This window comes from Phyllobacterium sp., from assembly GCF_037994405.1.
Lineage (GTDB): Bacteria > Pseudomonadota > Alphaproteobacteria > Rhizobiales > Rhizobiaceae > Phyllobacterium.
Genome location: NZ_JBBNAN010000306.1, coordinates 13182 through 37935, shown reverse-complemented (window position 1 = coordinate 37935; position 24754 = coordinate 13182). Strand labels below are relative to the sequence as shown.

The window sequence follows — 24754 nt, the reverse complement described above, 5'->3', positions numbered from 1 at the left end:
GTTGCTCAGCAAGGGGATCTTCCGGCATTAGGGTCAGAACCTGTTAATCTGCTCGAAATGGTATTTGGCTTTTCGTTCGGATACGAGGAGCAAAGGGACAAGAAATGTTTATCCATTTTCGAGCCTTTGCGACGACGTAGCCGGGCGAAAAGACCCTATCCTGCGGACGCCAAAACGGCGGCAAGCTCAAGTGTCGAACCGTTCGGCCGTGGAAAGACCCCGCCCTTCACGCCTCTTGGAGCATGGTCCCGAAAAGTTGTCAGACTTTTCGGACGAGACCATGCTCCAATGAATGAAGCTGCGCATGTATCTTCTTGCCGTTTCAGGCGCCATTTCGATCCTATTAATAGGTCCTGACCTCGCCATCCACATCGGAAAATTCCTGCAGCTTTGGACCCGGATCAGCGCTCTGATCCGGGTTTTCAGTTTTTGACGATCGACAGACTTGTCATTGATACCCATATGTGAAAATATTATTCACAAGAGAAGATATGGGAAGGTGACGAATGCGAGTGAACGGAAAGTGGGCAAATGGAGGCGAGTGGTTATGACCATGTTTGCGCCGACAGTTGGCGTTTCTTCCACGCATCCGAAGAACATGCCCGCCGACCATGCGGCTTTGCCAGTTTGGAATACCGAAAACTGGTTCTATGAGAATTGGCCGGTTGGACAGAAAATCCGGTCGTTGCGCCGAACGATATCGCAGAGCGACAGCCACCAGTTCAACATGCTTGTCACCGACATCCATCCTTACATGCAGGACCAGATGTTTGCCGAAAGCGAGGGTATTTTCGGCAAGCGGCTTTTTGCCGGCGCCTTCGTCTTGTCCGCCGGGCTTGGCCTGGTGGCAACCAATTGCGTCAACGCCTTTTCCTATGGCTATGACAAGTTGCGTTTCATCAAGCCGGTCTTTTTCAACGACACGATCTACACCATCCGCACAAACCTCGATAAGTGGCGGCGTTACAAGGAACTTGGCTTGATCCGTGCCAGTTATGAAGTGTTCAAGGATGAAGGCGAACTCGTCCTCTACTGCGAACATCTGCAGACGGTCAAATACCAGAACCCCGCCGATTTCATTGGAAAGACTGAAAAATAATGACTGCCGATTTGAATGAACTGCCGTTGGCCGGACTGCTCGTTGTCGATTTGAGCCAGTTTCTTTCAGGACCATACGCATCGCTGCGCCTGATGGATCTTGGCGCCCGAGTCATCAAGATCGAACGCCCCGACGGTGGTGACCTTTCGCGCCGACTCTATTTGAGCGATACGGAAATCGGTGGCGATTCGACCATCTTTCATGCGATCAACCGGGCCAAGGAAAGTCTCGCCATTGACCTCAAGAGTGAGGCTGATGTCGCGGCGCTAAGAGCACTTCTGGCCAATGCAGATGTGGTGATCCAGAATTTCCGCCCCGGTGTAATCAAGCGGCTTGGCTTGGACTACGAGGCAGTCAAGGCGATCAATCCGCGCATCGTCTATGCTGGCATCAGTGGTTATGGCGAAGAGGGACCCTGGGTGTCCCGGCCGGGTCAGGATCTGCTGGCCCAATCGCGCTCCGGCCTGATGTGGCTCAATGGCGACGAAAGCCAGGGGCCAGTGCCGTTCGGTCTTGCTGTCGGCGATATGCTTGCAGGGGCCGCTGCAGTGCAGGGCATTCTTGCTGCGCTCGTGCGGCGCGGCATCAGCGGGCAGGGAGCCCACATTGAAACCAGCCTCATGGAATCGCTGATCGACTTCCAGTTCGAAGTTTTGACAACCCATTTGAATGACGGGCGGCGTTTGCCAAAGCGTTCGGATTTCCGCAGCGCGCATGCCTATCTTTCCGCGCCCTATGGTGTCTACCAAACCAGGGACAGCTATCTGGCGCTCGCCATGACGCCACTGCCGAAACTTGCCGACCTGTTGGGGCTTGACGGACTAGCCCCCTATCGCGATGTGCCTGCCTCGTGGTTCACCGCACGTGACGAGATCAAGCGCATCATTGCAGCCAAGCTTGCAACCGATACCACCGATCATTGGCTCGGCATTCTCGAACCTGCCGACATCTGGTGCGCCAAGGTGCTGAATTGGGAAGAGCTGCTGCACAGCGAAGGCTTCAAGGTCCTCGACATGCTGCAGACGGTGGAGCGCGAGGACAACGTCTCCATCCTCACCACCCGCTCTCCCATCCGCGTCAATGGGCAGCGGGCCAAGTTCGACCGCGCCGCGCCGCGTATCGGCGAACACAGCGAAGCCATCCGCAAGGAGTTTGGCCTGTGAGTGGAACGAAGCTTAAAGGGATGACGTGGAGCCATCCGCGTGGCTTCGACCCTATGGTTGCCTGTTCGAGACTTTGGAAAGAGCAAACGGGCGTCGATATCGAATGGGAAAAACGCTCGCTCCAGGATTTTGAATCCTTTCCGGTCAAGCAACTGGCGCGGGAATATGACCTGATCGTCATCGATCATCCACATGTCGGTCAGATCACCGCGGAGAATTGCCTTGCGCCGCTCGACATATCAGGGCGCCAGCCCGAGCGCGATGCTCTCTTGAACGGCAGTGTTGGCCAATCTTATCAGAGCTATCGCTGGCAAGGACGGCAATGGGCGTTCCCGATAGATACGGCAGCTCAAGTCGCCGCCTGGCGACCGGACCTGCTCGAACAGCCGCCCGTAGCGTGGGATGACGTGTTGACCCTCGCGCGGGACGGCAGGATTCTTCTGCCGCTACGCCCACCACATACGCTCATGACGTTCTATACGCTCAGCGCCAATATGGGGTCTGCCTGCGTGGCGTCGAAACTCGGCGATCTGATTGATGCGGCCAGTGGTGAAGAGACGTTTCAACTGATGCGCGAGATCAGTTCATTGATTGATCCGGCCTGCTTTGGCATGGATCCGATTGCAGTATTGGAAAGGATGGCGGCAGCTTATTCGACCATCGCTTATTCGCCGTTGATCTATGGCTACGTCAATTACGCGGTTCAGGGTTTCAGGCCAAACCTTGTGGCCTTTGCCGATATCCCGTCGGCAGGTACAAATGGACCAGTGGGTTCGGCGCTCGGGGGTACTGGTATTGCCGTTTCTGCGTTCTCACAAGAACGCAGCCTCGCGATAGATTTCGCCTATTGGGTCGCCAGTGGAAAAGTGCAGCGCGGGACATATGCGTCAGCGGGGGGGCAGCCAGGCCACGCCGATGCTTGGGAAGATAAGATCGTCAATGCGGCGACGACAGATTTCTACAAGGCAACACGCAGGACGCTTGAAGCCGCCTGGGTACGCCCGCGCCACAATGGCTACATGGACTTCCAGCAGGCGGCTTCCGAGCGCCTCAATGAGGGACTTTGCCGGACCCATGACGCGGCCATGGTTGTCGATGATCTGAACAGGCTATTCCGGCTGAGTTTAACGAGATAGGCGTACCTGTGGTGTTCAGGATTCTCTGCGCATTTGTCTGGCGCGACCATATGCCCCCGGGCAGATGCCTATACCCCGTTGGCAATCGACCGGGCTCGATTGCGTCGTATCAGGTTCTCGAGGTGTCCACGTTGAATAAGACCCGCACCCTGCCAACATTAGACTGCTCAACAAAGTTGCGATGGTGATGAGTTTCATTCCCTGACCTCGGCTGCACAAATGATTCCATGCAGCTTGATTTGCCGGAAACGCGAACGAAAGTCAAAGTTGTAAGGACACCAGACCCATGTTGAAAAAATCGCTGTCCTAGGCGCAGCGTTTGTCTGGTTCAATGCCGCTCGTGCTCGACGCTGGGTGCGCATTGACAGCAGTGATCACGGCCAATGCGGCAAGAGAGTTGACGTTCCTGTTGCCGCGGTTGAATGCGGTCATGACCGTTTCGGCAATGACCTTCGCTTCGTCGTCCGAGCTGGACTTTACCACGAGCGTCGCTGCGGCCTTGTTGTAGGCGGCCTGCATCACAGTCCAGTCATCCTCGGAATAGATCGGATTGGGAGGGTTGTCGAAAGGCATGGCAAGACCCTTTCTGTATTTTCGCTCCGGTGACCTTGAAAAAATAGCTCCTCAATTGTGGCATGGCAAATCGAAAAGAATTTACCGGCAATTGAAAGGGCTTACCGCATCGCAGCAGCAGCGCATCGCTGCACAAATGTGGCAATGGGTGAAAAGCGGTCGAAATGGCTGGCTTGCTAACATTGCCAGCAAGGTGCACGGAACTAATTACGGGGTCGGTTCGGCTTTCGTACTTTCCCTGATATGGCGGGACAGACGCGACCAGCGCGGGCTGAACCACGGCGTGATCAGCGATACTTTTTCAAAGCGCTGGCTGGCGAAGGATGGATCGTGCTCTTCGAACGTCCAGACCTTGAAATTCGTCAGCTCATGCGGTCCGAAGGTATGAATCAAGGGAATATCGGCAGCATCGCGACCACGCGCCACGACGATTCTGCCGATACGGCGCTGATTGTGCCGGGCATCGAATGTGTGCCATTTGCCGCCGAGAAATACCTCGAACCAGGCATTGAAATCCATAGGAGCCGGGTCGGCGGGCACGCCAATATCACCTAGATAGCCGTTTACATAGCGCGCGGGGATGTTCATGCAGCGGCAGAATGCAACGGCAAGATGTGCGAAATCCCGGCAGACTCCGACGCGCTCTTCATGTGCCTGCGCAGCGGTCCGGGTTGCCCGGGCAAAACCATAGCTGAATGTGAGGCGCTGGTTGACGTAGTCGCAGATTGCCTGAACGCGGCTCCAGCCGGGTTGGACATGGCCGAACAAGTTCCACGCGAGGTTGCTCAGTTCGTCCGTTTCACAGTAGCGGCTGGCGGAAAGATAGGCCAGACAATTGGTTGGCAGTCTATCGACGGTAATCTCCTGTGCATCCTTGTCAATCGGATCAGGCAGACCGCTGTCCTTGACGACGGCATCGTACTTCAGAGCAAGGTTGCCCGCCGGCGCCAACAGCCGCAGGCAACTATTTCCGAAAAGATCGCGAAACATCTCGAGGTACACGTCCGGCATTGCTGCCGGGCCTCGCTCGCATTGGATATCTGAAATCCGTGCCGATTCGAGATTGAGATAGGTGGTCATGGGGGTTGGTTCGTTGCACCTGATGGCAATCTCGTAACCGACGCGGATCAACATGGGCATATCCTTTGGACTTTTGAGGACAACGCCGGGGGATGGATTAGGGTTCCGCACCTGAAAATCGAAAATGCGTGCGCTGGTGCCCAAGTGCAGTTCAGTCGCCGATCACGTCGTAATCTTCAGTATTTGTTGACCATAGACCCATAGAATTTGAAACAAAAGCCTTTTTGCTTTGTTGGGCATGTACTGATACGGGAGGCGCCCGGCGCCAAACAAGCGAGCGTTAGCTCGCTCAAATGCGATTGGAGGGTTCATGGCAGCAAAACCCGTGGCTTCGCGCCACCCCATGACGAATGTCGTTCGCAATCAGTTTTTGCGGCCAGAGTTTCAACGGGCGATCAAAAGTGCGAACCCCGTCAAGATCGACAAGGAAGTGCCTAAGCGTTTTCTTGACCTTCTCGACAGACTTGATCAGGCGGAAGCGCGCAAGAAAAAGCGTGATTGAGGTGGCTCAATTTTGTCGCTTAAACAGGTCACTGTGACTGTCGGCATGCGCAAGCCGCCCTGATTTTGCATAGTTGACAACACTGCCAAAAGCCAAAGCGAAGGCAAGAAAAATGGCGAAGACGATGCCAAGGCGCTGAACAAGCATGACGGATACCCCCCGTGGATCTGGCAAGGATAATCAGCTTCATCTGAACACGGCCTGAACCGGGCGCTCACCTTTTGATGGATTACCAATTTCTTACTCGCGCCATGATGGGTGACGCGGGATCGGTCGTGATCTATGCTGCGGGCCAATCTATTTCACGCGCAAGCAAAGGCCCATCGACATGAACAAGGCTTTCGACGCAATCATCATTGGGGCAGGTCAAGCTGGACCATCCCTTGCAGGGCGCTTGACGGCTGCCGGCATGAGAGTGCTCGTGGTGGAGCGCAAGCTGTTTGGCGGTACATGCGTCAATACCGGCTGCATGCCGACGAAGACGCTTGTTGCAAGCGCCTATGCCGCGCATCTTGCCCGGCGTGGCGCCAACTATGGCGTCAACATTGGCTCACCGATCAGCATCGATATGAAGCGCGTCAAACAACGCGCTGATACGGTATCCTTCAATGCGCGTGACGGCGTGGAAAAATGGCTGCGTGGTATGGATGGCTGCACCGTCGTGAAGGGCCATGCCCGTTTCACCGGACCACACGATATCGAGATCGATGGGGAAGTCTTCACGGCACCGCGCATCTTCATCAACGCCGGTGGCCGCGCGAATGTCCCAGACATGCCCGGTATCGAGAAAATTGCCTATCTGACCAATACCTCCATCCTCGCGCTCGATACGCTGCCAAAGCATCTGGTGGTGGTCGGCGGTAGCTATATAGGGCTCGAATTCGCCCAGATGTACCGGCGGTTTGGCGCAAACGTAACGATCGTCGAGAAGGGACCGCGTCTCATTTCACGCGAAGACGAGGATGTATCGGACGCGATAAAAGATATTCTGGAGGCCGAAGGCATTTCATGCCGCCTCAATGCGGAATGTATCTCGTTCAAGTCCCATGCCGATGGCACGCAAGTCAATCTCGACTGCAGCGCCGGTTCACCAAGCGTCCTCGGTTCGCATGTCCTCTTGGCGATCGGCAGAAGGTCAAATACGGATGACCTTGGCCTCGACAGGGCCGGGATCCGCACTGATGAGCGCGGCTACATCACGGTTGATGACCAGCTTGAAACAAATGTCGAAGGTGTCTGGGCTCTCGGCGATTGCAATGGACGCGGTGCCTTTACCCACACTGCCTATAACGATTTCGAAATCGTTGCCGCAAACCTTCTCGACAACGAAAATCGCAAGGTCAGCGATCGCATCTCCGGCTATGCGCTCTATATCGACCCGCCGCTCGGCCGGGTTGGGTTGAGCGAAGCACAGGCGCGCAAGACTGGCAGGCCGCTTCTCGTTTCCAAAAGGCCGATGACCCGTGTCGGCCGCGCGGTGGAAAAAGACGAAACACAGGGCTTCATGAAGGTCATAGCCGATGCTGACACCCAAAAGATTCTCGGCGCAGCCATATTGGGGACCGGCGGTGACGAGGCGATCCATGGCATACTCGACATCATGAATGCGGACGTGAGCTACGATAAGCTGAAGTGGGCGGTACCCATTCACCCGACCGTTTCTGAATTGATCCCGACGCTGCTCGGCGATCTGAAGCGCGTGGCGTGAGTGACTTGCGCTTACTCCATCACAGCGCTGTGATCGACAGGCGCGGCGCTGGGCGCCGGCTTGCGGAGCAGCATGACGAGCGGAATTGAGACGATCGACATGATCATCAACAGCTTGAAATCATCCATATAGGCTATAATCATCGCCTGTGTGGTGATCATTCCGTCGAGCGCAGCACGGCCCGCGGCCTTTAACGGGTCAAGGTGCTGCATGACAGCCGGGGCACTGAACGCATGGTTGAAAGGTGTGACGTAAGCTGCAATCGATGCATGATTGGTCTGCACGTTCTCAGTGATCAATGCAGAGACAACCGCAATGCCGACGCTTGAACCGATGTTTCGCGACAGATTGTAAAGGCCGGTCCCTTCGCCGCGCATGTGAGCCGGAAGGGTGGCAAAAGCGATGGTCGTCAACGGAACGAACAGAAAACCGAGACCCGCGCCCTGAACAAACCCGACCGAGACGATCGTCCATTGCGAGACATCGGGCGTCCAGCCGGTCATGTCATACATGGCCCAGGCGGTCAGGCTGAAACCGAGGACGAGCAGCAGGCGCGTATCGACCTTGCCGATCAGCCGTCCGACGATGAACATGCAGACCATTGTCCCGACCCCGCGTGGACCCATGACGATGCCCGCGGTGATGACCGGATAATCCATCAAAGTCTGCAGATAGGGCGTCATCAGGGCAAGAGAGGCGAGATAGGTGACACCGATAACGAAGATGAAGAACATGCTGACGGAGAAGTTCCGGTCAAGAAACAGCCGCGGATTGACGAAGGATTTGTCTGCTGTGAACGTGTGGACGAGGAACAGGTAAAACGCACTGACACAGATCAGTGCTTCGATCTGAATCTCGGCGGAGGAAAACCAGTCAAGTTGCTCGCCGCGGTCGAGGAAAAGCTGCAGAGTTGCAATGGCAAGGCTCAATGTGCCGAAGCCGAACCAGTCGAGCTTCGCGCTCGCCTCGCGTGTCGTTTCCGAGACAAAGGCAACGATGCCGAAGAAGGCCAGCATGCCGATTGGGACATTGATGTAGAAGACCCAGCGCCAGCTGATATTATCGGTGAGCCAACCGCCAATGACCGGACCCAGAACAGGCCCCACCATCACCGAAACGCCGAACAATGCCATGGCCTTGCCGCGTTCCTCTACTGCATAGATGTCGAGGAGGATGCCCTGTGAGAGCGGCACGAGGGACGCGCCGAACAGTCCCTGCATCAGGCGGAAGACCACGATCTGCGGCAACGATTGAGCAAGGCCGCACAGCACCGAAGCGACGACAAAGCCGACAATGGCGGTCAAGAGCACATTTTTCCGCCCGAAACGCGCAGCAAGGAAACCGGACGGCGGCGTCATGATCGCGGCGGCGACGATATAGGATGTGAGGACCCAGTTGATCTGGTCGGCGCTCGCAGAGACACTGCCCTGTATATAGGGCAGCGCCACATTGGCGATAGTCGTATCCAGTGCCTGCATGATCACGGCAAGGATGACGCAAGCGGTGATCGCTCCGCGATTGGCAACGGCAGGAGCGCCAGGCATTGCCAGCGTATTAGACATGACCCTTGCTACCGAAAATCCCGAGGAGGTCTTCAGCAAACTTTGGCAGGCCACGGATGTGGCCGGTGTCGACACCGACAGTAACGCTCATACCCACGCGCAAGGGTGGCTTTCCCGCCATGTCGTCAACGCTGACCAGCATGGGAATGCGCTGGACGACCTTCACCCAGTTGCCTGTGGTGTTTTGAGCTGGAAGCAGCGAGAAGCTGGAACCCGAAGCAGGGCTGATACTCGATACGGTACCTTTCCACTCGACGCCGGGATAGGTGTCGACACTGATAGCGACCGGCTGTCCTTCGCGAACATAGGTCAGTTCGGTTTCCTTCGGGCTCGCGGCGATCCACATGTGGGTCGCCGATACGAGGCTGAAACCGGCTTGCGACGCTTGGAGGTAGGCGCCGACCTGCAGCGCGCTGACGTTGGTCACAATCCCGTCGAAGGATGCCCGGACAACCGTGCGATCAAGGTTGCGCTGGGCATTGTCGACGGCCGACTGGGCCTGAAGATAGGATGGGTTCTTTTCGACGGGCTGATCAGCATTGCCGCCGAGCTGTGCCAATGTCGCCGCAGCTTCCGCCTTGGCAACGTCAACCTTTTGCTGGGCCGCGTCCAGATCATGTTTCGCCTGATCATAGGTCGCGCGTGAAGCGGCGGCGCTGGCGGTCAGGTCCTGCTGGCGCTGCAACGTCTTTTCAAAGAACGGAACATCTGCTTCGGCCTGGGTAATTTCGGCGAGGGACTGTTTATAGCTGGCTTCAAGATTGAGGATCTGGTTGCGCACTACACCGAGCTGCGCCTTGGCTCCTGAAAGGGCGATGCTATAGACGGCCGGGTCAAGGCGGAAGAGTACCTGCCCCTGTTTGACCTTTTGGTTGTCACGCACCTCCACCGACTGGACGATGCCGGATACGTCGGTGGAAACGCCGACGATATCAGCCTGAACGTAGGCATTGTCGGTGGACATGATTTGCCCGCCGGTGGCATAGGTATATCCGCCGGCAATCAGCACCGCGGGCAGCAACGCAAACAGCAGTGGGCGCTTGAGGCTGCGGCCGGAGCGCGCAGGGGCAGCTGTCGGCAGTGGTGTGGTTTCTTTGGCAGCAGGCGCAGGTGGAGCCGTCTCGATCGCGGGATCGCGCTTTTCCATCACCGTGCCGTCGGCTCTGTCCGTATTGGTAGGAATGCGTAAGGAAGATGAACCGTCAGCCATGATCTTTCTCTTTGTCCTCAACCGGCGTCTGGCAAGCGTCGATCAGATTTGTCTTCATTAGGGTCAGTGTCTGCACGAGATGTTCACGATCCTTCGCCGGGATATGCGCAAGAGCCTCGGCGCGGGTGGCTTCTCCAATCACGCGGATCGAGGCGAGCAACGGCCGCGTTTCCTCGCGCAGATAGAGCAGCCAGATGCGACGGTCCGTCGGATGCCTGCGGCGCTCGACAAGGCCGCGCTCCTCCAACTTGTCCAGGATGCGGACCAGCGTGATCGGCTCGATTTCGAGGATGTCCGCAAGACCAGCCTGATGGATACCCTCATTGTTCGAAAGATAGGCCAATGTCTGCCACTGCGACCGGGTCAGGCCCAGGCATTTTGCGCGCTGCTCGAAACGTTTGCGCAGCAGCCGAGCGACGTCGTGCAGCAGGAAGCCAAGAGTGGGTGCATTGTTCATGGCGAGGAGGATGCTACTCGTAAGGATGCTTATAACAGTTGTGCATATAGCAGGCATGCTATGGCAAAAAAAGGGCGGCGAGTTGCCTCGCTTCAAATAAACCAAGTCGCGCAATCAACATGTCGTGATTGGCCGGTTGTATCAGCTGACTGGCGCGCTCAACCCTGTCGAAGACCAAGTACCCAGGTTTGCCCCACCAGATCATGTCCGAAGGAATGGTGCTTTTCCTCTTCGACGAGGCGGAAGCCCGCTTCCTGATAGATGCGGCGGGCTGAAAGAAGGATATCGTTGGTCCAAAGCCTGATTTCGCGGTAACCCAGCTCATTTGCACGATCGATGCACATAGCTACCAGCTCCCGCCCAATTCCAAGACCGCGTGCGCTCGGCTCCACATAGAGAAGTCTCAACTTGGCGACGGCCGGGTCCTCGCTCCTTACGAGAAACACCGACCCAGCGATATTACCTGCGCGCTCGGCAACCCAGGCGGCTTCACGTGCGGGATCAAAATTGGCTACGAACTTGCCAAGGATATCGCAAACAAGGCCCTCATAAGTCCAATCCCAGCCATATTCCTCATGATAGAGCACCGCTTGCCGGTGCGTAATCCATCCGATATCACCGGGCCGCAGCCCGCGATAGATAACATCGTCCGGAAGCTGTTTCTCGTTATCGAGGATATCGTGGATTTGACGCATTGATGAAACCAGTCGTTGGCGCATCGCGTCGTCCAACGGTGCTAGCAGCTCCATTATTTGGGATTGCGAATCTCGATCGAGAACGCTGAAAGCCTGATGTCCGGCCGCAGTCAGTGATACGAGGCGTTGCCTTCCATGGCGGGGGTTGGCGCGGCTTTTAACAAGGTTGCGTTTGGCGAACCTGGCCAGAATCCGGCTGAGATGAGCCTTGTCCATCCCCAGACCGCGCCCGATATCGGCCGCGGTTTGCTCGCCGTACCGGGCAAGCTCATACAACACACGGCCCTGCGCCAGTGTGTAGTCGCTGGCGAGCAGGTGCTTGTCGAGCAACCCGATCTGTTTGGTGAAGAAGCGGTTGAATGCACGGAACTCATCGGCAGCAGTGCTCATGGTAAATCCACAATGTTGTCAGTGACAACATACGATGCATCCGTATGGGATGACAAGTGCAAAAGGCTGATCTTCGGCGGGCTCGTTTTTTGCGCCTACAATACACTTGAAAAACGAAATTTACATTTGTATGGTGTTTGAAATTCCTTCTGCACCATTCGGAAATCAAATGAGCCGTGCGTTTTTTATCCGTGGAGCCCATGACGGCTATGTCGCCCCGTTCAATCTTCGAAAGGGCCAGCCTGGCGAGGTGCTGCTTGATGTGGCTTCGGTTGGCCTGTGCGGTTCTGATCTGCACTATTACAAGGATGGCGGGATCGGGTCAGCCGTCGTCAAGGAACCGTTCGTTCCGGGACACGAATTTGGCGGCTACCTGTGCGAAGATTTCGGCGGCCTGAGCAAGGGTGCTCTCGTGGCCGTGGACCCAAACAAGGCCTGCGGTCACTGCGAATATTGCGAGAAGGGCTACGCCAATCTTTGCCCCAATGTCGAGTTCATCGGCGCTCCGCCGTTCAACGGCGCAATGACGGAACGCATCTGGGTTCCATCGTCGCAAATCGTCCCGTTGCCGGAGAATTTCACTCCGCTTGAGGCGGTCATGCTGGAACCCTTGGGTGTCGCCATCCATGCGGTAGATCTTGCCAAGCCCAAGCTGCTTGAACAGGTGGCGCTCGTTGGATGCGGGCCAATCGGACTTCTTATCCTGCAGGTGCTCAAAGTGGCCGGCGCCGGTGAGATCCTTGCAGTCGATCCGCTAGAGCACCGGCGGGATATGGCTGCCAGGCTGGGCGCTGCCCGTACGGGCAGCTCAGTTAATGATATTCGTGCATGGACTAGCCGTGAGGGGACGCCGCTTGTTATCGAGGCAACCAATTCACCCCTCGGATTCCGCGATGCTGTTCTTGCGTCAAAGATAGGCGGTCGCATCGTGCTTGTCGGCATCCCGGACGGCGACACCTACACTTTACCTGCTGCAGAGGCCCGCCGCCGCGGGCTCAAGATCAAATTCGCACGCCGGATGGGGGAGGTCTATCCGCGCGCAATCGAACTCGTCGCTGGAGGAAAGGTCGATGTCACGTCATTGGTGACGCATCAAGTCGGCCTTGACGAGGCTCCCGACACATTCCGCAACCACGCGGACAATGCGCCGGGCTACATCAAGAGTCTGATCTATCCGAATGGATTGTAAAACTGGGAGGATGACGTGAGGAAACTTCTGTATGCATCACTAAGCGCGATGGCGCTCTTGGCTGGCGCCGTATCGTCGCCATCGGTAACGCTCGCTGCAGACTGGCTCGAGACTGCTGCACAACCTTTCAAAGGCAAAGAGATCAACGTGATTTTCCTGGATCGTCCGGGTTATCGCGCGATCATCAAGCTCTTGCCGGAGTTCGAGAAGAAAACCGGAATCAAGGTCAATTACGAGATTGTTCCTTATGAAAACACCCGCGAAAAGCAGGTACTTAACTTCACCTCAAACGGCGACCTGACGATTGCACTGGTCGACCTTGTCTGGATTGGTGAGTTTGCCGAGAACAACTGGATCGCGCCTATTGATGAGTTTGCCACAGACAAATCCATCACCGATCCAAACCTCAAGCTTGAGGGGTTTTTCCCGCTGCTGCTTGATGCGTTCGGCTCCTGGGGCGGCAAGACCTACGGGCTGCCCTTCGATAATTACTCCGGTCTTTTGTTCTACAATTCCTGCCAATTGAAGGAAGCAGGCTTTGAAAAACCGCCCGCGACCTGGGACGAGTTGATGAAGGATTATGCGCCGAAGCTGACGGATGCAGCCAAAAATCGCTACGCTTTCGCCCTGCAGTCCCTGCGTGGTGAAACGCAGTCCGCCGACAGCTTCATGCGTGTCCTTTGGCCATTCGGCGGTTCGCTTTTGACCAAGGAATTCAAATCGAACCTGCTTAGCGCTGAAAGCCAGAAGGGCCTGACATTCCGTCAAGAGCTGATGAAATACATGCCGCCCGGCATCGTGAGCTTCGATCATGCCGAAGCGGTCAACGCCTTGGCCCAGGGACAGGTGTCCATGATCACCGAGTGGTCTGCCTTTTACGGCACGCTCAACGATCCGGCGACGTCGAAACTTGGTGAGTGCCTGGCGGTTGCGCCGGAGCCATCCGGTCCCGCCGGGCGCCTGCCGGCACTTGGAGGGTTCTCCCTTGCCGTTGCTGAACAGGCTCCGGATGATTTGAAGAAAGCGTCCTGGCTGTTCATTCAGTGGGCTACGTCGGAGGAAATTGCCCGGCCATATGTTGAAGCCGGCGGTGTCTCAGGACGCACCTCGATTTATGAACAGCCGGATATCAAGGCGAAATACAAGTTCGTAGAACCGATGGTGGCGTCTTGGCAAAAGGGCGTGCCGGAATTCCGGCCGCGCTTCCCGGCCTGGCCGGCAATATCTGAAGTCGTTGCTGAATGGGGCTCCAAGATGATGCTCGGCGAGGTCACGACTGAAGCCGGTGCCAAGGAGATCGGGACCCGCATGGAAAGCATCCTGGGCAAGGAAGGCTACTATGACGGCAAGAAGGAATTGCTGCAGTAAGTAAACGTAACAGCCTTTAAAAGGGGGCGGGGTGGAAGCAATTCCCTCCGCCCAGCTTGCCCAGGAAGGTTTACGCTTCGGGAGGCAGTGATGCCGAGCTTATACAATCAGGCGCTTCAGGAATTGTCGACAGTGTTCGACCGTATCGACGAAAAAGCGGTCGATGCGGCTGTTGGCGCCATCAGCAATGCCGGCCGCATCGCGCTCTATGGCGTTGGCCGCGAAGGTTTGCAGATCAAAGGTCTTGCCATGCGCCTCTATCATCTGGGGCTAAAGGTGTCGGTGGTTGGCGATATGACGACGCCTCCCGTCGGTCAAGGGGACTTGCTGATCGTTTCGGCCGGCCCTGGCAGTTTTTCGACCGTCATCGGCTTGATGGGAGAGGCGAAGTCGGCCGGTGCAAAAACGCTCGTCATTACTGCACAGCCAAACGGCCAGGCAGCGCTGCGGGCAGACCACGTATTGGCAATACCGGCACAGACGATGGCCGACGATCGCGGTCCAGGCACCTCCGTGCTGCCGATGGGATCGCTGTTTGAGGGCGCCCAATATGTACTCTTCGAGGTCATGGTCCTGAAACTCAAAGAGCGGCTCGGAATATCGCCAGAGTCCATGCGCGCCAATCACACCAATCTGGAATAAGCGGCTGGGAAATCTCAATCCAGGCGAGGACGGGAGGAGACTTCGTGGGGCAGACACAAACCAAACTCAATCCGGGTTACGGACGCTGGACGCCCTTCTGGTTTCTGGCACCGGCCGTCTTTGCCTTGCTTGTCATCGGGATCTATCCAACGATTTCCGCGCTTGTGACGTCATTCAGACGATACAACATTACCCGTCCACGCGACGGATTTCCTTTCGTCGGTTTCGACAATTACATTAACGTCCTGTCCGATCAGACTTTCTGGCAATCATTGGGCCTCACCGCAAAATTCTTTCTGACGGTTCTGCCTTTTCAACTTCTGTTCGGGGTTTTTTTCGCGCTGCTCCTGCATCAGCCGGGTCTCAGCATGCTGCGCGCCCTGGCTCGCGTTTCGCTTGTTGTTCCTCTCGCGACGACCTATGCCGTCGTCGGCCTTATCGGGCGATTGATCTTTAATCGTGACTTTGGTGTCGCCAACCAGTTTCTTAATTCCATCGGGATCGGTGGGTTCGACTGGCTTGGGTCGACAACGGGTGCATTCATCGCCATAGCGGTAATGGACATCTGGCAATGGACGCCGTTTTGCGCGCTTATCTTCCTCGCCGGATTGTCGATGGTGCCGGTTGAGATTGAGGAGGCCGCCAGATTGGAAACAACCTCCAAACTGGCACAGCTGCGCTACGTGCAGCTGCCATACCTGTTGCCCGGACTGACTGCGATGCTGATTTTGCGTTCGGCCGACATCCTCAAGCTCTTCGACATGGTCTTCGTCATGACGCGGGGCGGGCCGGGTGCAGCCACGGATCTTGTATCCGTCTACATTCAAAGAGTGGGCTTTCGCATCTTTGACATGGGAACCGCCTCTGCCCAGGCAATCCTGCTCCTGATTGTGACGATCATCTTAAGTCGGCTTTATATCAAGCTCATCTACAGGGAGATCGAATGATGTCGACGACGCTTCGCCGCTTGCTGCATGGTCTGGGACTGATGATCGTCCTTTGTTTTACGTTGTTTCCGTTCTACTGGATGGTCTCATCCAGCTTCAAGGATCAGGCTGATTTGCTGGCATCGCCGCCGGTCTGGCTGTTTACACCGACACTGGCCAATTACGCCGACATCTTCTCTGATGAGAAAGTATTTGGCGCCATCGTCAATTCGCTGATCATAGCAACGCTGACGACCGCGCTTTCGGTGCTTCTTGGTGCCCCTGCCGCCTACGCGTTGGCGCGCTTTGATTTTCGCGGCAAATCAGATCTCTGGTTCTGGTTCATTTCCAACCGCATGATCAGCCCGATTGTCCTGGCTCTCCCGGTTTATTTGCTCGCATTGCAGATGAACCTGCTCGACACCCATGTCGTGCTCGTCCTTATCTACCTGACATTCAATTTGCCAATCGTGGTATGGATCTGCACCGATCAATTCCGCTCCATACCAATCGAACTGGAACAAGCCGCACGTCTTGACGGCGCAGATCAGTTCACGATCTTCCGCAAGATCTACATTCCCCTCGGATTGCCTGGCATTGCGGTGTCGGCAATCTTCAGCTTCATCTTCTCCTGGAATGAACTGCTTTACGCCCTCGTGTTGACCCGGCGCAGCGTACAGACCGCGCCGGTCATGGCGACGAGCTTCATGTCGGGCTATGAGCTGCCCTGGGGCAAGATCATGGCGACGGGCACGGTGATTGTACTGCCCGTGACAATTTTTGCCCTGCTCGTGTCCAAGCATATGGTGCGCGGTCTCACCATGGGTGCAACCAAATGAGTGACCGGCAATCGCCATCGATACCGCTCGGGATCAACCTTTCCTTTTGCGTCAAGCGATGGGTAACGCCTGACTTGTGGGCGCCGATCGTCCGCGAAAAGCTCGGTCTTGATCTGGTGCAAATGTCGTTTGATCTCGTCGACCCGACGTGGCCAAACGATGTCCTTGAGGATTGCGCGAGCGACCTGCGCGCAGCAAAAGATCGACATGCGATTACGATTCACAGCGCGTTCATAGGTCTGGCCCACTATACCTTCAACCAGCTGCTCCATCCTGATCCGCGTCTTCGCGACGTCGCGGAAGAATGGATGAAAAAAGCCTATCGCTTTGCGGGTCTTGCGGGCATCGATCGTGTCGGTGGTCCACTCGGCGCCATTGCATCGCGAACCGATGGTGTTGAGGCCGAAACCATTTCAGCATCGGATTACGATGACCTCATCCGCCGGATGGAGAGGCTTGCGCGGACGGCGAAAGCAAGCGGGATTGCCGAACTCTACGTGGAACCGACGCCGATGCGGCGGGAATGGCCATGGACGATCGCTCAGGCAGAACGCATGGCGGCCGATTTGGCCGGAACACCGGTTCCCTGGAAGTATTGCCTTGACTGGGGACACGCGACATACGAGCCGCTCTACGGGCGCCACCACGCTGCGATGTCGCAATGGTTTCAAACTCTTAGCCCCCATGTGGGCATGGTTCATTTGCAGCAGACCGATTTCCAGTATGATCGTCACTGGGATTTTACAGAAAAGGGCGCCGTGGATCCGGGTGAGGCAGCGCAGCTGCAATATGAATCCGGACTTGCCGACCGACCGGTTTTCCTTGAAGTGTTTTATCCTTTCGAACGGGATGACGCCTCAATCCTCAATGCGCTCAACCGGTCGATGTCGATCCTCAAACCGGCCTTTGCCCGAGAAAACCATTGAGCGAATTCATTCAGGCAGAAACAGCCACATCCTCCCAAGCTGACACGGAGCAAATTCGTGCACGCGTGGCCTGGTATTACTATGTCGGCGGTCTTACCCAGCAGGAGATTGCCGACAAGTTGTCGATCACGCGCTTGCGTGTGAACAAGATTGTCGTGCAGGCGCGAAGCGACGGGCTGGTCAGCGTCGACATCAAGATGCCGCTGGCGCACTGCGTGGTGCTGGAAGAAAGATTGAAGGCGCGCTTCGGTCTCATCGATTGCTCTGTTGTGCCTTCGGTTCCAAACATGGGGGACCTCCACCGGGTTCTGGGGCGTGCTACTGCCGCCATGCTCGATCCGCTTCTCATTGATGGCATAGGATTCGGTATCGGCTGGGGACAGACGCTTTCCGCAGCGCGGCGGCACCTGACGCCACGACGTCTCGGCAACGCGTGGGTCGCGGCTCTTATGGGCGGGCTGACAAGGGGATCTGGTACGAACACGTTTGAGGTGTCTACAGAGTTCGCCCGGATTTTGGGAGCGGAATGCTATTATGTCGCTGCGCCGATTTATTGCCCCTCCAGCGAAAGCAGAACAACTTTGCTCACGCATTATGGCCTCGCCGAGGTCATGCAACGAGGCCGCGAAACATCCGTTGCGCTCATTGCCTGCGGCGACCTTTCCGATCATTCGCTGCTCGTTAAGACGCAGGTCGTCACCGAGAATCTTCCCACGTTGAAAGCGGCTGGTGCTGTCGGTGATATACTCGGCGTATTCCTTGACGAGAATGGCCAGCCGGTCGACCATCCGCTGAACCAGCGTGTCATGGCCATGCGCCCTGCGGATCTAAAGCTCATTCCATCATCGATTCTGGCCTCAGGGGCCATGCACAAGGCGCCCATCATCAGGGCTGTGTTGCGGGCCGGCTACGTCAACCGTCTTGTCACCGACGAAGACGTGGCAGAAACGATTTTGAAGGCGGATGGATGAGGGTAGCAGCACCTGAGAAAGGGAGGTGAAAACGCGATGAGCCATCTCCTGGCAATTGACGTAGGAACATTGTCGGCTCGAGCCGGAGTATTTGACCTTAATGGCGTGTTGCAAGCAACTGCGTCTGCTTCATTCGAGCTGATGCGACCGGCGGAGCACCACGCGATTTACCGGATGGACGACATCTGGAAGGCTGTTTGCACGGCCGTTGGCGAATGCTTAAGCAAAATCCCAGATCGTGCATCGACGATCGCCGGGGTGGCATTTGATGCAACATCATCCGTCTATATTGATGCAGAGGAAGAGGCACCGCTTGATGGCGGCGGTGACGTGATCTGCTGGATGGATCATCGCGGCGAAGCGGAGGCCGCTGAAGTCGATGCGACGGGACACCGGTTTCTGAGCCACGTTGGCGGATCGCTTTCGCCCGAAACCAATCTGCCAAAGCTTCTCTGGCTCAAACGACATCGCCCCGAGACTTGGGCAAGGGTGAAGGGAGCCCGCGACCTTTGTGACGAGCTTGCCCGGCGAGCGACCTCAGTTGGTCGTCATTCGGTTTGTGGTCTGGCGTGCAAATGGCCCTACCTTCCCAACGATCCGGACCCGTGGTGCAAGGATCTCCTCGATGAGCTTGGCATTGGCGACCTGACAGAACTGGAGCACCTGCGTGACAGGCCGGGCAGGGTTGGCGACGTTCACGCCGCGCTGATGCAGAAGGCTGCTTTAGAGCTTGGGATCCCGGCCGGCATCCCGGTGGCGATAGGCCTGATTGATGCAGAAGCCGGCGCACTTGGTGTTCTCGGCCGCAATTACCCTGGCCGGATGAACAATCTTTTGCCCATGATCGGGGGCACGTCAACCTGCTACATGCCCTTTGCGGACGATGAGCGGTTTGTACCGGGTGTGTGGGGTCCATTCAAGGATGCGGTATTTGCAGGCTATTGGATGCACGAAGCAGGTCAAAGTCTCTCCGGTACGGCGCTCGACGCGATCCTTGAGCATCACCCGGCAAGTCCTGGCAAACCGACAAGCGAGCTTCATCGGCAAACCGCCGATCAAATCCTGAAGCTTTTGGACGAGGAAGGATCAAGGTTCGCTGCAACACGCCACATTGTTCCCGATTGGCTTGGCAACAGAGCGCCGCTTGGCGATGGACGGGTTCGGGCGCTGATTACCGGCGTCGGCACGGAGACGAGTGAGCGGTCTTTCCTCGAAACCTACTACGCCACGGCGCGTGCCCTTGCCTTGCAGACCCGGCATATTATCGACCATCTCAATGCGCACGGCCGCTATGCCATCGATACCGTCGCTCTTGCCGGCGGGCATGTGCACAATCGCCTGCTGGTCAGACTCTATCGCGATGCGATCGGCGCAAAGCTCATCATCAGTGACACCAAGGAGCCTGTGCTGCTTGGAACAGCCATGGTGGCTGCAGTTGCAGCCGGGTTCTATCCCGACCTGTTCGCGGCCCTTGAAACCATGGCACCTCGACAGGAAACACTCGAACCGGATCCTGATTGGCAACTGGTGCATGACGCCGCCTACCGTATCTACCTTAAGCTTTTTAATGTCAGGAACGAGGTGGAGGTTTCGGGCCGGGCACTTGAAGCAATTCTGCCCCACAAACAGAGCGGAGCCCTATAGAATGCCATTTCTTCGTCTCGATAATGTCGTCAAGCGCTATGGCGAGCACTCAGCGGTCCAAGGTGTGAGCTTCTCGGCCGAAAAAGGCGAGTTCGTCGTTTTCGTTGGACCCTCCGGCTGCGGAAAATCCACACTATTGCGCATGATTGCCGGCCTAGAGGAAATCAGTGACGGCGACGTGTTCATTGACGAGAAGGTGGTTACGCATGTGGAACCGGCGCGCCGTCAGGTCGCGATGGTGTTCCAGTCCTATGCCCTTTATCCACATATGAGCGTCTTCGAAAACCTCGCCTTCGGGCTTCGAATGGTGAAGACCGGTGAAGATGAAATCAAGCAACGGGTGGCCGAGGCCGCGCGCATCCTTCAGATCGAAGCGTTGCTGCAGCGCAAGCCACGGCAGCTTTCCGGGGGCCAGCGCCAGCGCGTGGCGATTGGCCGGGCCATTGTCCGTAATCCAAAACTCTTTTTGTTCGACGAGCCGCTGTCGAACCTCGATGCGGAGCTGCGTACGCAAATGCGGGTGGAAATTGCAAAGCTCCATCGTCAACTGGGCGTTACAATGGTCTATGTCACCCACGACCAGATCGAGGCCATGACGCTGGCGGATCGGATCGTCGTGCTGCGAGCCGGGCTGGTCGAACAGGTGGGAACACCGACAGAACTTTATGATAACCCCGCCAATATGTTCGTAGCAGGTTTTATCGGGTCTCCGAGGATGAACTTTCTGCCTGCCTCCGTCACAACGGCAACAGACCGGCAACTGACGGTTTCGAGCCCGGCATTCACCGGCGGAGCGTTGACGGTTGTCACCAAACGTCCGCATCAGTTGCGCCTCGGCGATGCGGTGACAGTTGGAATGAGGCCGGAACACCTCGAATTGCGAACGGCCAGTCCGGTGCTGACGCTCAAGGCGGATTTCGCCGAATATCTTGGAGGTGCGAGCCAGATTTATGCGCAGCCGGATGGCGGCGCATTGATGACGATCGTCGTTCCTGGCCGCCCCCCGATCAGCAAGAATGAGGATTTACCGATCGGCATCGCTGCGGATCACATTTATCTGTTCGACAAGCAGGGCCTTGGAATTTGATGGCGACGTTCCTTGGGATCGATGTTGGGACCTCTTCCGTCAAGGCCGTCCTCCTTGATGAGGAGCAGACTGTGATTGCCGAAGGATCCTCGCCGATTGAAGTCTTGCGGCCGCGCCCGCTCTGGTCGGAACAGGATCCTGACGAGTGGTGGCGGGCCGCACAGATTGCGGTGTCGCAAGTTCGCGCAAGTGCCCCGCAAGATTTCTTGCGGCTCGAGGGCATCGGGCTGTCGGGCCAGCAGCACAGCGCGACATTGCTGGACCGGCATGGCTCGGTCTTGCGCCCGGCTATCTTGTGGAATGATGGACGTTGCGGCAAGGAGTGCGCCGAACTCATCGAACGCGTTCCGAATTTTTTGCAGCGTGCATCGAATACAACCATGCCCGGTTTCACCGCTCCGAAACTGCTTTGGGTAGCGCGGCACCAACCGGAGATCTTCGCCGCAACTGCCAAGGTGCTGTTACCCAAGGACTATCTTCGTTACCGCCTGACCGGTGACTATGTGTCGGATATGTCGGATTCGGCAGGAACATTGTGGCTCGATATCGGCCGCCGCACCTGGGATGATATCCTTTTACAGGCCGGCGGAATGACACGCGCACAAATGCCAGATCTTGTGGAGGGCTCCGAAGTCTCAGCGTACCTGTCCAAGGATGTGGCAGCCTTGTGGGGTCTCGCCGACAAGAGGATTGCGATTGCAGGAGGCGGCGGTGACAATGCATCCTCCGCGGTCGGTATCGGAGCTGTCGGCTCCGGCGACGGATTCTTGTCGCTTGGAACCTCGGGTGTTCTGTTTGTTTCGACAGACCGGCTGGTATCTTTGCCGGAACGCACGTTGCACGGTTTCTGTCACGCGCTTCCACAGCGCTGGCATGGCATGGTGGTGGCCCTTTCAGCAGCATCAGCATTGTCCTGGCTTGGAACTGTCACTTTCCAGGCGCATGATATCGTCGGTTTGATCAAAAAGGCCGAGAATTTCGCCTCTGATGCAGGACGGCGCGAGGCTGCTCCGCTGTTTCTGCCCTACCTGACGGGCGAGAGGACGCCGCATAATGATCCGAACGCTACTGCCAAATTTGACGGACTGCGTGCAGAACACGATGTCGGGGCACTCGCCTATGCAGTTCTCGAGGGCGTGGCTTTCGCCCTGGCAGACGGTCTCGATGTACTGAAGGCAGCAAATGCCGCACCGCGTTCCTGCATGTTGGTCGGCGGCGGGTCCCGCAGTGCCTACTGGAATGCACTCTTGGCCGATGTCCTGGGATTATCACTCGATCTGCCGGAGGGCGCGGAGATCGGCGCGGCATTCGGGGCAGCCCGGTTGGGTATGCTAGCGGCCGGAGCGGGAACAGTTGAAGCCGTCTGCCGCAAGCCGGCAATCCGGGCCTGTTTCGAACCCGATGCCGAAAGGACTACCGTTCTTGCCAAACGCCGTGAACGCTATCTCGGGATGTATCGAGCTTGACGTGCCGGATGACAGACTAAAGGGCCAGGAGCCGTCCATCTACCGCTTTGTCGCGGTCAGTGCATCATGGCCAGCGCGGCTGCAAAGAAATCCCCACCGCCAAAATTGCCCGATTTCAATGCCAGGAGCATATCGCCTTGTACGTTGCCGATCGTTCGCAGCACCGGCACTCCTGGCGCGATCTCGGGGCCGATCAAAAAGGCCGGAATGCCAAGCCGGTCGACGGCCGCGCCAGAAGTCTCGCCGCCGGCAATCACCAGGCGCCGCACGCCTCGCGCGACCAGTTCCGCTGCAATAAAAGAGGTTGCGCTCTCGATTGCATGGCCAGACGCGTCGCGGCCATATCGTGATTGTAGTTGACAAACCGCTTCCGGGGTTGCACTCGCCGCGATAACGACGGGCCCCGCTGAAATGCGATCGCCGGCCCAGGAGATTGCCGCGTTTATTTCCTGCGAACCTGCGAGAAGCCGTTCGGGATCGAGCCGCAGCACGGGCATTGACTGTTCGGCAATGGCCAGTTGTTGCAGCGTTGCCCTGGAGCAACTGCCGGCAACAATGGCGGCCAACCCACCAACCGGACGAATGGCATCGGCCGTGGCTCCGGTTCGCAATGGCACTTGACCAGAGCGGACGAGGGCCCTGGCGAGACCGAGGCCCAACCCCGAAGCCCCCGTCGAAACCCATGTCTTAAGGGCGACCGTACCCAGTGTTTCGAGGTCGCGTTCAAAAATCGCGTCAGCAATCGCGGCGGTGACACCCGTGGCGCGCAAAGTGTCGAGCCTGGCCTTCACGGCTTCCGGGCCATCCGAGACGGTCGCGAGGCCGACCAATCCAACGGTGCCACTTGATTGCCTGCCCAAGACGCGCACGAGATTGGCGTCGTGCATGGGATTGAGGGGATGATCCTTGAGCGGGCTTTCGTTCAGCGGTTGTTCGCCAACGAATAGGTGTCCAAGGTAAACAGTACGGCCCGTTTCCGGAAAGGCGGGAGTGACCAGCACCATTTGATCGCTGCCGCTTTTCAATGCCTCAGTGACCGGGCCAATATTGCCGGCATCGGTGGAATCGAAAGTTGAGCAGATTTTGTAAAGGACGTGGCTTGCACCGCGCTGGCGCAGCCATGTGTCAGCCGCTGTCGCCGCCCTCACGGCTTCGGGCGCGGCGACCGAGCGGATCTTCAGGGAGACGACGACTGCGTCCACCTCAGGCAGCACCAAGGATGGACCGGGAATGCCGACGGTCTGCACCGTGCGCAGGCCGTTTTTCGTCAGTGTGTTGGCAAGATCGGATGCCCCTGTATAGTCATCGGCGATCGATCCGAGCAATATGGCCATCATCTAGCTCCGCGCAAAAGGTTTAAACCAGCCCAGGCCGTCCAGTGTGCCTGCGCGAGGATTGTATTCGCAGCCAACGAAACCATCATAGCCAAGCCGATCCAGCTCCTCGAACAGGTAGGGGTAATTCAATTCTTCGCCATCAGGTTCTTGGCGTGAAGGGACGCTGGCGATCTGGATATGGCCGATCATGGGAATGAGGCGCCGCAGGGCGATTGCCACGTCACCATGCATGATCTGGCGATGATAGATGTCGAACTGGAGTTTCAGGTTTGGCAGGGCAAGTTTGGTAAGCAGCGTTTCGGCCAAATTGAAATCATTGAGGTAATAGCCCGGCATATTGCGGCTGTTTATGGGCTCGATGACGAGATCGATTCCCTTTTCGGCCAGGCGCCCTGCAGCATAGGTTACCGATTGCTGGTAACAGGACATGGCTACTTCGTCACGCGGATCGGCAAGGCCGGCCATCAGATGCAAGCGTTTGGCATCAGTCGCCGCGGCGTATGTCAACGCCCGGTCCACATCTGATTTCAGTTCATCGAACCGTCCGGGAAGGGCCGCAATGCCACGCTCGCCCGCGGCCCAATCACCTGGGGGCAGATTGAACAGCGCCTGTTGCAGCTTGTTGCGAGCGAGCCGTTCTGCGATGGCTTGCGGCGTGGCTTCATAGGGAAAGAGATATTCGACTGCGCAAAACCCTGCATCTGCCGCAGCGTCGAACCGGTCGAGGAATGGCCACTCGTTGAACATCATCGTCAGATTGGCGGCAAATACCGGCATTTTCTGC

Annotated in this window: 23 protein-coding genes; 15 read left to right on the top strand and 8 right to left on the bottom strand. The window is 57.1% G+C overall.

The window, feature by feature from the left end:
- Window positions 1–547 precede the first annotated feature (547 nt).
- From AAAC48_RS17195 to AAAC48_RS17185, 3 genes are read left to right on the top strand one after another with little or no spacing between them, the layout of a single operon-like run.
- The gene (locus AAAC48_RS17195) at window positions 548–1099 is read left to right on the top strand and encodes a MaoC family dehydratase (RefSeq protein WP_340655351.1); all 552 of its coding nucleotides are present in this window, start codon (window positions 548–550) and stop codon (window positions 1097–1099) included.
- Window positions 1099–2262, top strand: a complete 1164-nt coding sequence (locus AAAC48_RS17190; protein ID WP_340655350.1) for a CaiB/BaiF CoA-transferase family protein — start codon at window positions 1099–1101, stop codon at window positions 2260–2262. The genes AAAC48_RS17195 and AAAC48_RS17190 overlap by 1 nt, the downstream gene beginning before the upstream one ends.
- Window positions 2263–2282: 20 nt before the next feature.
- Entirely contained in the window at window positions 2283–3398 is a 1116-nt protein-coding gene (locus AAAC48_RS17185; protein ID WP_340655353.1) for an extracellular solute-binding protein, read from the top strand.
- A gap of 306 nt (window positions 3399–3704) precedes the next feature.
- On the opposite strand, the gene AAAC48_RS17180 is transcribed toward AAAC48_RS17185, so the two are convergent.
- Window positions 3705–3971 carry a hypothetical protein gene (locus tag AAAC48_RS17180; protein WP_340655349.1) on the bottom strand — a complete coding sequence of 89 codons (267 nt, stop codon included), beginning with the start codon at window positions 3969–3971 and terminating at the stop codon, window positions 3705–3707.
- Between the two features lie 207 nt (window positions 3972–4178).
- A complete protein-coding gene (locus tag AAAC48_RS17175; protein ID WP_340655348.1) occupies window positions 4179–5105 on the bottom strand; it encodes a transglutaminase family protein in 927 nt (308 codons plus the stop codon).
- 256 nt (window positions 5106–5361) lie between these two features.
- On the opposite strand from AAAC48_RS17175, the gene AAAC48_RS17170 reads away from it, so the two are divergent.
- Complete coding sequence (locus AAAC48_RS17170) at window positions 5362–5553, top strand: hypothetical protein (protein WP_340655347.1); 192 nt, start codon at window positions 5362–5364, stop codon at window positions 5551–5553.
- A 328-nt stretch (window positions 5554–5881) separates the two neighbouring features.
- The gene (locus AAAC48_RS17165; RefSeq protein ID WP_340655346.1) at window positions 5882–7261 is read left to right on the top strand and encodes an FAD-containing oxidoreductase; all 1380 of its coding nucleotides are present in this window, start codon (window positions 5882–5884) and stop codon (window positions 7259–7261) included.
- A gap of 11 nt (window positions 7262–7272) precedes the next feature.
- On the opposite strand, the gene AAAC48_RS17160 is transcribed toward AAAC48_RS17165, so the two are convergent.
- The 4 genes from AAAC48_RS17160 to AAAC48_RS17145 all read right to left on the bottom strand — a co-directional run bounded on the left by AAAC48_RS17160 (window position 7273) and on the right by AAAC48_RS17145 (window position 11575).
- Window positions 7273–8823, bottom strand: a complete 1551-nt coding sequence (locus AAAC48_RS17160) for a DHA2 family efflux MFS transporter permease subunit (RefSeq protein WP_340655345.1) — start codon at window positions 8821–8823, stop codon at window positions 7273–7275.
- On the bottom strand, window positions 8816–10033 hold the full coding sequence (locus tag AAAC48_RS17155; protein WP_340655344.1) for an HlyD family secretion protein: 1218 nt from the start codon (window positions 10031–10033) through the stop codon (window positions 8816–8818). Before AAAC48_RS17155 ends, AAAC48_RS17160 begins: the two co-directional genes overlap by 8 nt.
- Window positions 10026–10490 (bottom strand): MarR family transcriptional regulator, encoded by a 465-nt coding sequence (locus tag AAAC48_RS17150; RefSeq protein WP_340655343.1) that lies wholly within the window; start codon window positions 10488–10490, stop codon window positions 10026–10028. Before AAAC48_RS17150 ends, AAAC48_RS17155 begins: the two co-directional genes overlap by 8 nt.
- A gap of 158 nt (window positions 10491–10648) precedes the next feature.
- Complete coding sequence (locus tag AAAC48_RS17145) at window positions 10649–11575, bottom strand: bifunctional helix-turn-helix transcriptional regulator/GNAT family N-acetyltransferase (protein ID WP_340655342.1); 927 nt, start codon at window positions 11573–11575, stop codon at window positions 10649–10651.
- Window positions 11576–11744: 169 nt separating this feature from the next.
- Between AAAC48_RS17145 and AAAC48_RS17140 the strand changes: the two genes are divergently transcribed.
- From AAAC48_RS17140 to xylB, 10 genes are all read left to right on the top strand, one after another.
- Window positions 11745–12764, top strand: coding sequence for an alcohol dehydrogenase catalytic domain-containing protein (locus AAAC48_RS17140; protein WP_340655341.1), 1020 nt, complete (start codon window positions 11745–11747; stop codon window positions 12762–12764).
- Window positions 12765–12779: 15 nt separating this feature from the next.
- The gene (locus AAAC48_RS17135; RefSeq protein WP_340655340.1) at window positions 12780–14132 is read left to right on the top strand and encodes a sugar ABC transporter substrate-binding protein; all 1353 of its coding nucleotides are present in this window, start codon (window positions 12780–12782) and stop codon (window positions 14130–14132) included.
- Between the two features lie 90 nt (window positions 14133–14222).
- Window positions 14223–14774, top strand: a complete 552-nt coding sequence (locus AAAC48_RS17130; protein ID WP_340655339.1) for an SIS domain-containing protein — start codon at window positions 14223–14225, stop codon at window positions 14772–14774.
- Between the two features lie 44 nt (window positions 14775–14818).
- Window positions 14819–15721, top strand: a complete 903-nt coding sequence (locus tag AAAC48_RS17125; RefSeq protein ID WP_340655338.1) for a sugar ABC transporter permease — start codon at window positions 14819–14821, stop codon at window positions 15719–15721.
- Entirely contained in the window at window positions 15718–16539 is an 822-nt protein-coding gene (locus AAAC48_RS17120) for a carbohydrate ABC transporter permease (RefSeq protein ID WP_340655337.1), read from the top strand. The genes AAAC48_RS17125 and AAAC48_RS17120 overlap by 4 nt, the downstream gene beginning before the upstream one ends.
- Window positions 16536–17465: a TIM barrel protein gene (locus tag AAAC48_RS17115; protein WP_340655336.1), complete on the top strand. Its 930-nt coding sequence runs from the start codon at window positions 16536–16538 to the stop codon at window positions 17463–17465. Before AAAC48_RS17120 ends, AAAC48_RS17115 begins: the two co-directional genes overlap by 4 nt.
- On the top strand, window positions 17462–18436 hold the full coding sequence (locus AAAC48_RS17110) for a sugar-binding transcriptional regulator (protein ID WP_340655335.1): 975 nt from the start codon (window positions 17462–17464) through the stop codon (window positions 18434–18436). Before AAAC48_RS17115 ends, AAAC48_RS17110 begins: the two co-directional genes overlap by 4 nt.
- Before the next feature lie 36 nt (window positions 18437–18472).
- Complete coding sequence (locus tag AAAC48_RS17105; RefSeq protein WP_340655334.1) at window positions 18473–20080, top strand: FGGY-family carbohydrate kinase; 1608 nt, start codon at window positions 18473–18475, stop codon at window positions 20078–20080.
- 1 nt (window position 20081) lies between these two features.
- Complete coding sequence (gene ugpC, locus AAAC48_RS17100) at window positions 20082–21167, top strand: sn-glycerol-3-phosphate ABC transporter ATP-binding protein UgpC (protein WP_340655333.1); 1086 nt, start codon at window positions 20082–20084, stop codon at window positions 21165–21167.
- Complete coding sequence (gene xylB, locus AAAC48_RS17095; protein WP_340655332.1) at window positions 21167–22633, top strand: xylulokinase; 1467 nt, start codon at window positions 21167–21169, stop codon at window positions 22631–22633. Before ugpC ends, xylB begins: the two co-directional genes overlap by 1 nt.
- A gap of 56 nt (window positions 22634–22689) precedes the next feature.
- On the opposite strand, the gene otnK is transcribed toward xylB, so the two are convergent.
- Window positions 22690–23967, bottom strand: a complete 1278-nt coding sequence (gene otnK, locus AAAC48_RS17090; RefSeq protein ID WP_340655352.1) for a 3-oxo-tetronate kinase — start codon at window positions 23965–23967, stop codon at window positions 22690–22692.
- Between the two features lie 3 nt (window positions 23968–23970).
- Window positions 23971–24747, bottom strand: a complete 777-nt coding sequence (gene otnI / locus AAAC48_RS17085; RefSeq protein ID WP_340655331.1) for a 2-oxo-tetronate isomerase — start codon at window positions 24745–24747, stop codon at window positions 23971–23973.
- Window positions 24748–24754: the final 7 nt, after the last annotated feature.